This window comes from Pseudomonas sp. IT-P44 (assembly GCF_949768225.1).
Lineage (GTDB): Bacteria > Pseudomonadota > Gammaproteobacteria > Pseudomonadales > Pseudomonadaceae > Aquipseudomonas > Aquipseudomonas migulae.
The window spans coordinates 14,110-27,410 of sequence record NZ_CATKQM010000090.1; the positions used below are offsets into that span (position 1 = coordinate 14,110).

12 protein-coding genes are annotated in these 13,301 nt (G+C 61.0%); 5 read left to right on the plus strand and 7 right to left on the minus strand.

Annotated features, from left to right (window positions below):
- The first annotated feature begins 114 nt into the window (after positions 1 to 114).
- A complete protein-coding gene (locus tag ACM6IO_RS28005) occupies positions 115 to 624 on the plus strand; it encodes a DUF2165 family protein (RefSeq protein ID WP_008041790.1) in 510 nt (169 codons plus the stop codon).
- Between the two features lie 28 nt (positions 625 to 652).
- Here the strand turns inward: ACM6IO_RS28005 and ACM6IO_RS28010 are convergent, their stop codons facing one another.
- Positions 653 to 1,555 carry a DMT family transporter gene (locus ACM6IO_RS28010; RefSeq protein WP_223434757.1) on the minus strand — a complete coding sequence of 301 codons (903 nt, stop codon included), beginning with the start codon at positions 1,553 to 1,555 and terminating at the stop codon, positions 653 to 655.
- A 138-nt stretch (positions 1,556 to 1,693) separates the two neighbouring features.
- On the opposite strand from ACM6IO_RS28010, the gene ACM6IO_RS28015 reads away from it, so the two are divergent.
- Positions 1,694 to 2,569, plus strand: a complete 876-nt coding sequence (locus ACM6IO_RS28015) for a helix-turn-helix domain-containing protein (protein WP_207285247.1) — start codon at positions 1,694 to 1,696, stop codon at positions 2,567 to 2,569.
- Between the two features lie 100 nt (positions 2,570 to 2,669).
- Here the strand turns inward: ACM6IO_RS28015 and ACM6IO_RS28020 are convergent, their stop codons facing one another.
- The 6 genes from ACM6IO_RS28020 to ACM6IO_RS28045 all read right to left on the minus strand — a co-directional run bounded on the left by ACM6IO_RS28020 (position 2,670) and on the right by ACM6IO_RS28045 (position 9,076).
- A complete protein-coding gene (locus tag ACM6IO_RS28020) occupies positions 2,670 to 5,114 on the minus strand; it encodes a TonB-dependent siderophore receptor (RefSeq protein WP_414912622.1) in 2,445 nt (814 codons plus the stop codon).
- Between the two features lie 213 nt (positions 5,115 to 5,327).
- Positions 5,328 to 6,314, minus strand: coding sequence for a FecR family protein (locus tag ACM6IO_RS28025; RefSeq protein ID WP_414912623.1), 987 nt, complete (start codon positions 6,312 to 6,314; stop codon positions 5,328 to 5,330).
- Positions 6,311 to 6,874 carry an RNA polymerase sigma factor gene (locus ACM6IO_RS28030; RefSeq protein WP_008041802.1) on the minus strand — a complete coding sequence of 188 codons (564 nt, stop codon included), beginning with the start codon at positions 6,872 to 6,874 and terminating at the stop codon, positions 6,311 to 6,313. Before ACM6IO_RS28030 ends, ACM6IO_RS28025 begins: the two co-directional genes overlap by 4 nt.
- A 4-nt stretch (positions 6,875 to 6,878) precedes the next feature.
- Entirely contained in the window at positions 6,879 to 7,205 is a 327-nt protein-coding gene (locus tag ACM6IO_RS28035; protein ID WP_008041804.1) for a DUF3325 domain-containing protein, read from the minus strand.
- On the minus strand, positions 7,206 to 8,786 hold the full coding sequence (locus ACM6IO_RS28040; RefSeq protein WP_414912624.1) for a PepSY-associated TM helix domain-containing protein: 1,581 nt from the start codon (positions 8,784 to 8,786) through the stop codon (positions 7,206 to 7,208).
- A complete protein-coding gene (locus ACM6IO_RS28045; RefSeq protein WP_192227765.1) occupies positions 8,783 to 9,076 on the minus strand; it encodes a DUF3649 domain-containing protein in 294 nt (97 codons plus the stop codon). Before ACM6IO_RS28045 ends, ACM6IO_RS28040 begins: the two co-directional genes overlap by 4 nt.
- Positions 9,077 to 9,258: 182 nt before the next feature.
- Here ACM6IO_RS28045 and ACM6IO_RS28050 point away from each other — a divergent pair, with 182 nt between their 5' ends.
- The 3 genes from ACM6IO_RS28050 (at position 9,259) to fecA (ending at position 13,261) form a co-directional block, all read left to right on the plus strand.
- Entirely contained in the window at positions 9,259 to 9,747 is a 489-nt protein-coding gene (locus ACM6IO_RS28050; RefSeq protein ID WP_414912625.1) for a sigma-70 family RNA polymerase sigma factor, read from the plus strand.
- Positions 9,744 to 10,682: a FecR domain-containing protein gene (locus ACM6IO_RS28055; protein WP_414912626.1), complete on the plus strand. Its 939-nt coding sequence runs from the start codon at positions 9,744 to 9,746 to the stop codon at positions 10,680 to 10,682. The genes ACM6IO_RS28050 and ACM6IO_RS28055 overlap by 4 nt, the downstream gene beginning before the upstream one ends.
- Before the next feature lie 245 nt (positions 10,683 to 10,927).
- Positions 10,928 to 13,261, plus strand: a complete 2,334-nt coding sequence (fecA, locus tag ACM6IO_RS28060; RefSeq protein WP_414912627.1) for a TonB-dependent Fe(3+) dicitrate receptor FecA — start codon at positions 10,928 to 10,930, stop codon at positions 13,259 to 13,261.
- The last annotated feature ends 40 nt before the right edge of the window (positions 13,262 to 13,301 follow it).

A 13,301-nucleotide genomic window follows, 5' to 3' on the forward strand; every position in this document is an offset into this window, starting at 1 on the left:
CAAAACAACCAATACACAATTTGCAATTTAGTCCACCCCTCAACAAATACACTTCGCTATAGACTCTCCTTACTTACCCGCCCTGACGGGAACCCGTTCTGGAGAACTATTACCTTGAACCACTTGACGACCGAGCAAACAATTAGAATCAGCAAAGCCACATTGATGCTATTTATAAGCTTCTTTGGTTTTTTAATGTTGTTTAGCAACTTCACCGACTACCCTTCCAACTACGAATACATCGCCCACATCCTCAGTATGGACACCACGCGCGAGGGCGAGAAGTACAGTTATCGCGCCATTACCTCCCCCATGGCCCATCACAGGGTTTACTGGCTGATCATTACACTTGAAGTCCTCTTCACCGCCTTTTGCATGATGGGCACTTACCAACTATTCAAGAATATAAACACCAGCGCCAAAAAGTTTCACGAGGCAAAGAAATATGCACTGGTTGGCTTACTGATTGCCGTATTTATCTACTACGTGTGTTTTCAGGTGGTGGGTGTCGAATGGTTCAATATGGATGAATCACAACAGTGGAACTATAAAGACTGGGCTCGACATATTGTTGATTTCATCATGCCGCTAATGATCTATGTGGCCATCCGGATCGAGCGCTGAGTGCACACGCACCCGATCCGCAACATCTTCAAGCCAGCTTGCCGCTCCCCTGCACCATCGGTGCCTTGGGTTTGCGGAACACCAGCACGTTGCCCAACATCACCAACACCAGGCCCATCAGCGCCGGCGCGGTCCATTGGTAGCCTTCGGCAAACGCCGAGACGTTGAGCGCCACCACCGGGAACAGCACCGTGCAATAGGCTGCGCGCTCCGGGCCCATGCGCCCGACCAGCGTCAGGTAGGCGGTGAAGCCGATCACCGAACCCGGAATGACCAGGTACAGCAGCGAGCCGATGTAACGCGCATTCCATTCCATCTCGAACGGAATGCCTTTGACCAGGCACCACACCGACAGCATCGCCGCGCCATAAGCCATGCCCCAGGCATTGGTTGTCAGCGGCTTGAGCCCGGCCTTCTGTTGCAGGCTAGACAGCATGTTGCCCGCCGAGAAGCACAGCGTGCCCAACAAGGCCAGGCCCAGGCCCAGCAAGGTTTCCGGGCTGGCCGTGTGGCCGGCCAGCTCCGGCCAGAACAGCAAACCCAGCCCGAACAAGCCGAGCGCGCCACCCAACAGGACATTGCGGGCGATTCTCTGGCCGAAGAACACCCGCGCATTCAGGGCATTCCACAACGTGGCAGTGGAAAACACCACGGCAACCAGGCCACTGGGGATCCATTGGCTGGCCGTCAGGAAGCACATGAAGTTGATGCAAAACAGGCACAGGCCCTGCGCCAGGCAGATCAGGTGTCCGCGACGGTTCATCACTTGCAGCTTGCGGCTGAGCAACAGCATCACGAACAGCACCAGCGCGGCGAGGCCGAAGCGGTAGACGATCGACACCGGAATGGCCACCACGCCCAGTTGCCATTTCAAGGCAATCCAGGTGGTGCCCCAGATCAGCACGGTCAGCAAATACAGCGAAAGGTTCATGGCGAAGGCTCCTCAATAGGTGCCCAGTGTCCTGCGCCAAACTTTTTCGCACTTGCATAAACTTGCGCTTTTGTCGGTGCAGAGGCTGGCAGGCCAACGTCTACGGAGTAGGATGCAAGGCGTTGGAGAGAACCGCTCATGCCCGCACTGGAATCACTGCAAGTCTTTCAAGCCCTCAACCGCTCGCCCAATGCTCGCCTCGAGCACAGCGCCGAGCTCGGTGACGGCATGGCTGCAGCCTTGTGGAGCAACCATCACGACGCCCAGGACTACGAAGCGCCGAGCCATCACACCTTGTCCTGTTACATCGCGGGCGGCACCGGCACTTTTCGCCGCGATCAGCCCGGCACCAAGGGCGGTCCGGACAAACTGTGCATTCTGCCGGCCGACCATCAGTCAGGCTGGGTGATCAATGGCGACATTCGCCTGGCCCATCTGTATTTCAGCCCGGAACAGTTCGCCCTCGGTTGCGTCACGCTGCTGGACCGCGAACCTCGCGAATTGCAGTTGCGCGAAGGGACTTTTCTCGACGACCCGCAGCAAGCCCGGCGCTTTCGCCAGATGCTCACGCTCAACTGGAATGAACCCGGCGAACGCCTGCTGACCAGCAGCCTGGCCCATGAAATGCTCAGCCACGTGTTGCTCGGCCAGGTCGGCATGCGCGACGGCTTGCGGCTCAAGGGCGGATTGGCGGCGCACCAGCGGCGGCAGCTGGTCGAGTTCATCGACAATCAGTTGGCCGAAGCCATCAGCCTCGGGCAGTTGGCGGGGTTGTGTGCGCTGTCGGAGTATCACTTTGCGCGGATGTTCCGGGAGAGCTTTGGCTTGCCGCCGCATCAGTATGTGTTGGCAAGGCGACTGAGCCGGGCGCGGGAGTTGTTGCGTTCGACATCGCAGCCGTTGGGGGAGATTGCATTGGCGTGCGGGTTTGCCAGTGCGAGTCATTTCACCAATCGGTTTCGGCAGGTTCTCGGTGGGACGCCTGGCGAGTATCGGCAGGCGTTTTTGCGCTGACCCGGAAGCCGCCTTCGCGGGCAAGCCTCGCTCCTACAAGAACGGCGCCGAACCTGTAGGAGCGAGGCTTGCCCGCGAAGAACGATAACGCGGTCTGTGATCAGAATTCCAAGGTGCTGGACAACGAAACCTGCCGCGAATCCCCCATCGACACAAAGAACCGGCTCGCCGCCGAGGTGTAGTAAGTGCGGTCAAACAGGTTTTTCACGTTGAGCTGGAACTTGACCTTCTGCCCCTCGACCTTGGTGTCGTAGGTGGCGAATGCATCGGCCACGGTGTAGCTCGGCAGATCAAAATCGTTCACCGCGTTACCCGCCCGCTCACCGACATACCGCGCGCCCGCGCCGACCCGCAATTGATCGCCACCAACAATGGTGCCGAAGTCATAGACCGCCGACAGCGAGCCGGTGTTCTTCGCCACGTTTTGCAGTTTTTTGCCTTTGTAGTCCGGGTCTTCGGTGACTTCGGCATCGGTGTAGGCATAGCTGCCGATCATGCTCCAGCGATCGCTGAGCTGACCGCTCAGGTCCACTTCCAGACCACGGGAACGCACTTCGCCGGCGGCGCTGTAAAGGGTCACCGGACCTTCGGCATTGGCCACCAGCACGTTGCGTTTCTTGATGTCGAACAGGGCAACGTTACCCGTCACACGCCCCGGAATATCCAGCTTCGCGCCGACTTCCCAGGACTTGGCTTCTTCCGGCGCGATGCTGCCGTCGAGCACGGTGCTGCTGCCGCTCAAAGGAGCGATGGTCGAGTTGGGCTTGAACGATTCGGTGTAGCTGCCGTAGAACGACAACGCGTCGGTGTACTTGTAGACAAGGCCGGCACGCGGCACCCATTTTTGCCCGTTGCTGTCGGTGTTGGCCTTGAACGGCACGCCTTTGCCGGCGTACTGGTCGTACTCCTGGAAACGGCCGCCGGCCACCAGAATCCACTGGTCAGTGAGGTGGATCGAGTCCTGCAGAAACAGCGAATCGCTGCGCAGCAGATCGGTCTGCGCGCTGTCCGCCGGGCTGACGGTGGTGCCGGCGACTTCACGGCCATAGACCGGGTTGAGGTAACTGAAGGTGGTCAGGCTTTTCTGGCGGATCAGGTCTTCGCGGTAGATCTTGCGGTACTCGTCATCGACGCCGAACACCAGGTCATGTTGCATGCCCAGCGCATTCACTTTGCCTTCGAGGCTGGCCGTGGTGAAGCGGTCGGTGCTGATCGCGTTTTGCGTGCCGTCCATGCTGCGGGTCAGCGTGCCTTTCTTGGTGTCGATGGCGGTAACGCGCACTTGGCTGGCGTCGTAGGTTTCACGGTTCCAGCTGTAGCCAAAGTGCGCTTTCCAGTTGTCGTTGAGTTCGTGGTCGGCCTCGAAGTGATAGAGGTCCGAGCGCCCTTCCATGTTGTTGAACGGCTCGTCCAGACGACGCTCGCGGGAGATGTCCAGCGGATGGTTGTCGCGTGGGTCGATCAGCGTGCCACGGTCGAACGGCGTCAGGAATTCACGGTGTTCGTAGGCGAACAACAGCTTGGTGCTTTCACCGAACCAAGCCAGGGACGGCGCCACCAGAGTTTCGCGGTGGGTGCCGAAGTTGCGCCAGTAATCTTCGTCTTCGTGGTCGAGCACCATGCGGTAGGCCAGCCCGGAATCACCGAGCGCGCCAGTGCTGTCGAAGCTGCCGCCGCTGCCGTTTTTGCCGTCGCCGTACGTCGAGCCACGCACGGTCAACGCGTTGTACTGTTCCAGTTCAGGTTTCTTGCTGACCATGTTGACCACGCCGCCCGGGTCCTGGATGCCGTAGAGCAATGAGGCCGGACCCTTGAGCACTTCGACCCGATCGACCGTGGCGTTGAGGCCACGGCCCTGCACCACCGGCATGCCGTCGCGCATGATCGAACCGTTGCGGTTGTCGCCAAAGCCGCGGGTCATCACCGAATCCTGGGTGCTGCCCAGCGTGTTGCCCTGGGTGATGCCGCTGACGTTGGCCAGCGCGTCGTCGAGGTTGCGCGGCGCCTGATCGCGAATGACCTGGGCCGGGATGACGTTGACGGTCTGGGGGATTTCCTGGAGCAAGGCCGAAGAGCGCATCACCGAACTGGTCGGCGGCGGCTGGTAGCTCATGGATTGATCCATCACCGAGGTGATGGTGGTGGCGCCGAGGTTCAAGGCGCCTTCGGTGGGCTGCGGTTCCAGCGCCATGGTGTGCGCATCGGTACGACGGAAGGTCAAACCCGAACCGCTGAGCAAACGCTGGATCGCCTGTTCGGCGCTCATCTGCCCGCTGACCGCTGGCGCGGTCATGCCGTATGGCGCTTCATCGGTGTAGACCACGCTGATGCCGGTGATCCGGCTGAAGTCGCTCAGGGCCTGGGGCAGCGGTTTGGCGGCCATCGCGAAGCTGAACTGCGTGCGCTGCTGCGTCGTGCCCGCTTCAGCGGCCAATGCCACGCTCAACGGCAGCAATGCCAATGCCGAAATGCCTGATGCCGAAACAACGAGCGCCGAAGCACCCAACCACTGTTTGACCGAACCCGATTTTGCCCTGGACTTCATTGCTCATGACCTGTGTAGAACCACTACGGATGCGAATGACTCGCAGTTTCAGTCACTACACGGATGGGGCTTGGGTTTACCTCACCATCATTTTGAAAATATTTTAATTTGAGTGATGGGGTGTTTGATTTGACGCCTTCGCGGGCAAGCCTCGCTCCTACAGGGATCGTGAAACCTGTAGGAGCCGGCTTGCCGGCGATGAGGCCGGACGCCTCAACGCAAAATAATCAAATGCCCCACAGCCTGCTGCTCAAACCCCATCACCCCCTGCAACGAACTCAACACCGCCTGCGGATCCTTGCTCGGGAAACTGCCACTGACCCGCCGCGCCGCCAGCTCATCGTTGAGCAGCACAATCCGCCCCGGGTAGTAACGCCGCAGATCCTGCACCACGTCGGCCAGTGGCGCCTTGTAGTAATTGAGCCAACCCTGACGCCACGCCAGCTGCGCTTCGCTGTCCACGGCATGCAGTTTTTCCGCCGTGCCTTCGCCGTAAGCCACTTGCTGGCCGGCGGTCAGAATCTGCTGCTCGGCATGCTTGTCCGCCGTCACGCCAACCCGGCCGGACAACACCGTCACTTGCGCGCCGTGAGGTTGCAAACGCACTTCAAACTGCGTCCCCAGCACCCGCGCCTGGCCCTTTTCAGCCTCAACCACAAACGGCTCGCCGGTGTGCGTCACGCTGAAAAAACCAGCGCCGCGACGCAACTGCACGTGACGCTCACCGCGACTGAAATCCACCGCGATGGCGCTGTCGGCATCCAGCGTGACCTGCGATTGATCCGCCAGCGTGACGGTGCGAACTTCCCCCGGCGCCGACACATAGTCAGCACCCAGATCATCCACCCAGCGCATCGGCTGCCAGCCTGAACCGAGGCTGACCATCAACAACAGGCACGCAGCCATTGCCAGCGCTCCGGACCAGCGCCGAACGCTGCTGCGCCGCGAGCGATTCATCGCGTTGAGGTAACCCTGCAAGGCAAACGCGTCTTCGTTGGCCAGCGTCCGCGCCGGGCCTTCGCTCAATTCCCACACCACTTGCGCCTGGGCATAGGCCTCGGCATGCGCGGGATCGGCCTGCAGCCAATGGCTGAAAGTAGCCTGATCACCGCTGCTCGGCTGGTCATGCAGCAGACTCAGCCAGGCGAAAGCGGCCTGTTCCTGAGCGGGCGTCGGGGTGACGCGTTCGATGTGATTCACGGTGCTTTCCCTGGCGTGCGCGGTTCGGGGTCCCGCAGGCTGGCCTTGCAGGCTTCGAGGGCGCGCATCATATGTTTTTCCACGGCGCTTTGGGACAAACCCATGGCCTTGGCGATCTCGGCGTATTTGCGGCCATGGATGCGATTGAGCAAAAAGATCTGCCGCGTGCGCTCGGGCAACGCACGCAACGCCGCTTCGACATGGCGCAAATCGTTGCCGGCCTCCAGCGCCGCTTGCGGCTCGCTGCCGTGGCTGTCCGGTTGATCCGGTTGCCAGCCTTCAGTGACCCGCACCCGCGTGCCTTCGCTGCGCAAGTGGTCGATGGCAATGTTGCCGGCGCAACGCAACAGGTAGGTGCTGAGCTCTTCGACCTGCACCAGCGGCCGGCGCCAGAAGCGCAAAAACAAATCCTGCACCAGGTCCGCCGCCGTTGCCCGACAGCCGACGCGACGGTTCACCAGCGCTTCCATCTGCGAACGCTGGGACAGGAACACTTGCAGGAAATGCGCACGTGCTCCGCGAGGTTCGTCGTCATGGGAATCCGGAGGGCTAGTCATCATCGGGTCAGTACTGCGCAAACGCGGCAACGGGGCTGACGAGCAGGCTCAAAGCAGCCATCGACAGCGCCAGGCGCGGGCGATACGGCATCAACAGCACCAGCAGCAACGCGCTGAGCATCAACACCGCACACCATTCCACCAGGCCAAGCCCCCAGCCGGTCGAAGACACCGCCGCCCACAGAGACAAGATCAGTAACAGCCAGCCACCCAGTTTCAACAACCGGCGACGATGGGCCGTCGGTTTACCGCCCAACAGCTCGGCGTGATGTCGGTCCATCGATAAACACAGTGCGGTGAAACCGCCGTAACAGAGCAACAGCGACAGCAACATTCAGTTCGCCTCTCGCTCAAGGGTAATCGGTTGTGCACGCTGCCGGATGACGATCCTGGCCTGTCCCGAACGCTGCATTTTCCACGCAGCCCAGGCGAAAAACACACCGCTGCCCAGGCACGTCAGATCGAAACCGGCCATCGCCCAATCGCCCTGCGCCAGCGTCACGCCCAAGTGATACGGCGTGGTCATGGCGTTCAGCAGCGGCATCGCGCCAAACAGCAATGCCACCAGTGCCAATTGCTCGATCCACGCCGGGCGGCCCCGGCGGACCATGGCATGCAGCACACTCAAACCCCAGACGATGAAGAAGCTGTTCACCTCCCAATCCGCACGTCCGGCCATGTCGACCGGCAACACCCGATTGGCCCAAAAGAACGCCGCCACCGCCACCATCAAACCGGACATGCTGGCAATGTTCAGCACTTCCACCAGTCGCAATTCGAACGGCATCACAGCGCTTTTCGCGTGTTTGAGCTGACGCTTGCCGAGCCAGATCACCAGCCCGGTGCCGATCATCGCCGTGCCGGCCAACCCGCAAATGAAGTACAACCAGCGCAGCACCGGGCCGGCGAAATGGCCCATGTGCAAACCATAGAAACTGCCGGCAATTGCCCTCGGCAGCGATTGCTCCGGGGTCGTGCCGAGCAGTTGCCCGGTCACGCCGTTGAAGGTCACCGCGCTGCCGAAGTCGTGAACTACACGGTCCGCGCCATCACGCACGAGCACCACCGAGGCATTCGCGTCGCCCGGATTGTTCACCGTCAGCCGCCCGACGCGCCCTCCCGACCACTGCTCGCGCGCCTTTTCCAGCAGCGGTGCCAGCGGCGCCAACTGCGCCGGTTTGTCCGCACGCTCCGGAGCCGTGGAAGCCGGGAACACCTCATCGTAAAACGCCCGCGCATCACCGTTGTACGCGGCAAGAATGCTCGCCGGCATCACCATCGACATGAAAATCACCAGGCTGCTGTAGGTGATCATCAGGTGAAACGGCAGCACCAGCACACCCACCGCATTGTGCCCGTCGAGCCAGGAACGCTGGCCCTTGCGCGGGCGGAAGGTGAAGAAGTCCTTGAAGATTTTCTTGTGGGTGATGATCCCGCTGATCAGCGCGACGAACATCACCATGGCGGCGATGGTCGACAACCAGCGGCCCCACGGATACGGCATTTGCAGCTGAAAGTGGAAACGGTAGAAAAACTCGCCGCCGGTGGTTGCCCGGCCCTGCACTTCGGCGCCGGTTTGCGGGTCGAGGAGTTTTTCTGTGAACTGGCCGCGTTCGCCACGTTTGGCCGGGGTCTGCTGCCAGCGCATCGACAGGCCGGGTTCGCGGGCATCGGGCAGGTCGATGAGCCAGCGCGAGGCTCCCGGGGCGTGTTGCTGAAGGTAGTTTTGCGCCACGGTCAGGCTGGCTTCGGAGGTCACCGAACGCGCAGGGATTTCCGGCTGCATCCAGTGGCTGATCTCGTCCTTGAAATACGCGAGTGTGCCGGTGAGAAAAATCGCAAACAGCAACCAGCCGAAGATCAACCCGGACCAGGTGTGCAACCAGGCCATGGCCTGACGAAAGCCCTCTTTCATGAGCGGCCCATCCAGTACGCGAGGCCCGAAATCGCCGCCAACACCAGGCTTGGCACGATCAACCCGAGCCAGGCCCGCCATGCGCTGCGGCAGGCGAAGCACCAGATCACTGCGCCGAGGTAGGCCAGAAACGAGGTCATCATCCCGGTCACCACGGCATCAGCGCGGGCCATGGGCACCCACAGCGTCAGGCTGACACTGGCCAGCGCCGCAACGATGTAGCCGCCCAGCACGGCGGCCAGCACCCGGGAAGTGACGGCCAATCGGTAGGACACGGGGATTACTTTCATGTTTCGACCTTGAAACCGGTGAGGCCAGGGGAAAATCACGAGGCCAGGGTCGCAATATTAATGATAAATATTCTCATACGCAAAAGAGATACGATCAGCGCCGATTGCCGGAGCGGGTTTGCGCCCCTACAATGCGAACAATTCTTGTTCTCTAACGCATTAAACCGCGCTCGGAGTTACCGTTGCAGTCAGCCCACACCGTCGAAGTCCTTTATCACGCCCATCACAACTGGCTCAACGGTTGGTTGCGGCGCAAGCTCGGCTGCCCGGACAGCGCGGCGGACCTGGCCCAGGACACGTTCATGCGGGTGCTGACCGCGCGAGACACGCCGCAGATCATCGAGCCGCGAGCGTTCCTTACCACCCTCGCCAAACGCGTGCTGTTCAATCATTACCGCCGTCAGGATCTGGAGCGCGCCTACCTCGACGCCCTGGCGCAGATGCCGGAAAGGTTCGCGCCGTCGGAAGAAGAACGGGCGATCATCCTGCAAACCCTGATGGAACTGGACCAGTTGCTCGACGGTTTGCCGCGCCTGGTCAAGCGCGCATTTCTGCTGGCCCAGGTCGATGGCCTGACGTACCCACAGATCGCCGCCGAGCTGGGGATTTCCATCGCCACGGTCAAGCGGCACCTGAATAAAGCGGCGATGCGCTGCTACTTCGCCCTATGAACGGCACCCCGGATTTTTCACCGCAAGTCGCCGAGCAGGCGGTGCAGTGGTTGATGAAAATGCAGCAAGGGCCGTTGAGCCCGCGCCAGCAAAACGCCTGGCAGCAATGGCTCGATGCGCACAGCGAGCATCAACGGGCGTGGGAGCATATTCAGCGGGTCAACCAGCGCCTGCGTGGTTTGTCTTCGCCGCTGGCGCATGCGGCCCTGAATGCACCGACGTCCAGCAGCCGGCGTCAGGCGCTGAAGTTGTTGCTGATTCTTGGTGCCGGTTCGGCCGCCACCTGGGGCATGCGCGAGCGCAACTTGCTGCCACCGTTGCTGGCTGACTACCGCAGCCCCATTGGCCAGCGGCGCAAGATCGCGCTCGCAGACGGCAGCCAATTGCAACTCAACACCGCGAGTTCGGCGGATGTGCAGGTCGAGGGTCAGCAACGGCTGATCCGTTTGCTTGAAGGCGAGATGCTGCTGACGACGTCCAATGCGTTTCAAGTGCGCACGGCGCAAGGCTTGTTGAAAACAGAAGGGGCGCGCCTGAACGTTCGGCAGTTTGCGGATCGCACTCAGGTCGCGGTGTTTGAAGGCCATGTCGAATTGACGCCAGATGGAGGTTCACCCTGGGTACTGCAAAGCGCCCGGCAGTTGAGTTTTGATGCTCGCGGAATCGGCAACCCTGTGCCTCTGGACGCCAACAGCGGCGCCTGGGCCGACGGCATGCTGGTGGCTGCGCACATGCGCCTCGGGGATTTCCTTGAGGAACTTGGCCGCTATCGTCGCGGGCAGTTGAACTGCGATGCGAAAGTTGCGGACTTGTTGATCTCCGGGACTTATCCACTGGACGACAGCGAGCGGATTCTGGATCTGCTGGAAATCAGCTTGCCGGTGAAGGTGAAGCGCTTTACGCGGTATTGGGTAACCGTCGAGGCGCGCGCCTGACTCTTGTAGGAGCCGGCTTGCTGCGGGCGGCGTTCCGACGATCGGCACGCCGCGGTCTGTCTGATACACCGCCTTCGCCGGCAAGCCTGGCTCCTACAGTTACGGTGTTTGTTCAGAAATTCTGTGGCAGCGGGGTTGCTTGCGAAAGCCCCAAAAAATATTCACACAACCGTGAGCCGTTTTTCAGATCTGGCGTGACAGAGAAGGAAAGCCACCTTGATTCCACCTTCTCAGGATCGTCCTCCATGCACCCCACCCGCCTTACCCCGCTGGCCCGCACCTTGCGCCAACTCTTGCTGGGCGCCAGCCTGAGCTTCGGCGCGCTGCCACTCGTCCACGCAGACGATGCCAAGCCGTACCACATCGCGCCATCGTCGCTGGAAAACGCCCTCAACCAGTTCGGCCGTGAAGCCGGCGTGTTGATTTCGTTTGGCTCGCAAGTCACCAGCGGTGTGCAGAGTCGTGGCCTGGAGGGCAACTACACCGCCGAACAGGGCTTGAACGCCTTGCTCGAAGGCACCGGCCTGCAGGCCCGCGCCGAAGGCAACAATGCGTTCAGCCTGCAACCGGTGGGCAATGCTGCGCTGGAGCTGGACACGTCCAAAGTGGTCGGCGACTGGCTCGGTGATGCGCAACAAATCAACGTCTTCGAACATCCCGGCGCGCGTGACGTGATCCGTCGCGAGGAATTCGAACGCCAGGGCGCAACCCAGGCCAGGGACGTGCTCAACCGCATCCCCGGCGTCAACGCGCCGGACAACAATGGCACCGGCAGCCATGACATGGCACTGAACTTCGGGATTCGTGGTCTCAATCCGCGCCTGGCGTCGCGCTCGACGGTGTTGATGGATGGCATCCCGGTGCCCTTCGCGCCTTACGGTCAGCCACAGTTGTCGTTCGCGCCGATCAGCATGGGCAACATGGACGCGGTCGACGTGGTGCGCGGCGGCGGCGCGGTGCGTTATGGCCCGCAAAACGTCGGCGGCGTGGTCAACTTCGTGACCCGCGCGATTCCCGACGAGCCCACGGTGAAAGGCGGTTTCCAGACCGAAACCAGCCCCTCCTCCAGCCACGACGGTTTCAAGACCACCGGCAACCTGCTGGCCGGCGGCACTGCCGACAATGGCCTGGGCGGCGCGTTGTTGTATTCCGGCACACGCGGTGGCGACTGGCGTGAACATAGCGACACCGAGATCGATGACCTGATTCTCAAAGGCAAATACCAGCTCGACGACGCCAACAGCTTCAATGCCATGGCCCAGTATTACGAAGGCAAGGCCGACATGCCCGGTGGCCTGAACGTTGCCGATTACGATGCCGATCCGTACCAGTCGACCCGCCCGAAAGATCAGTTCTGGGGCCGCCGGACAATGTTCAACTTCGGCTATCGCTATCAGGAAGATCGCCGCGAATTCACCGCCAACACCTTCTTCACCAAAACCCTGCGCAGCGGCTATCTGGATCAGGGCACGTTCCTGTCGCTGTCGCCACGCGAGTACTGGGTACGTGGCCTGGAAACCCGCTTCGCCCAAGGCTTTGATGTTGGCCCCACCAGCCATGAAGTCGGTGTCGGCTATCGCTACATCAACGAGGCCGGCCACGAACTGCGCTATCGCACGCCGATTGCCAGTAACGAGTATCCGACCACCAACAGCCGCAACGACCGCGATACGCGCGGCGGCACCGAGGCCAATGCGTTTTTCGTCGATGACCGGATCGACATCGGCAAATGGACAGTGACGCCGGGCATCCGCTACGAAATGATCGAATCGCAACAGACCAACAACCTGACGAACGAGAAATACAAGGGCGACTACAACACCGCCCTGCCGGCGCTGAACGTGCTCTATCACCTGACCGACAGCTGGAACCTCTACGCCAACACCGAAGGCTCGTTCGGCAGCGTGCAATACAGCCAGATGCCAAACCGCGTGACCAGCGGCGAAGTCAAACCGGAAAAAGCGCGCACCTGGGAACTGGGCACCCGCTACGACAACGGTGCGTTACGCGCGGAAATCGGCACGTTCCTGATCAACTTCGACAATCAGTACGAAAGTAATCAGACCAACGATTCGGTGATCGCTCGGGGCGAGACTCGCCATCAGGGCATCGAAACCAGCGTCAACTACGCACTCGATGATGTGAGCCCGGCACTGGCCGGTTTCGATGTCTACGCCACTTATGCCTATGTGGACGCGACCATCCGCGAAGACGGGCCGAACAAGGGCAATCGTGTGCCGTTCTCCTCGAAACACAAGGGCACCGTGGGCGTCGGTTACACCGAAGGCGCGTGGAAGTTGAACCTGGACAGCAGCTATCAGAGCGACCAGTTTGCCGACAACGCCAACACGTCGAAAGAAAGCGCCGACGGCAGCACGGGCACGATTCCTGGCTACATGCTGTTCAGCAGCCGCGCGGCGTATGACTTCGGGCCGAAGTTGTCGGATTTGAATGTGGCGGTGGGGGTGAAAAACATCTTCAACCACCAGTACTTCACACGCTCGTTCGATGACAACAACAAGGGCAAGTACGTCGGGGAACCGCGGACGGTGTATGTGCAGACGTCGGTGGCGTTCTGATCTGAAACTGAACAGCCTCGCTGCAATTCACCCCTGTAGG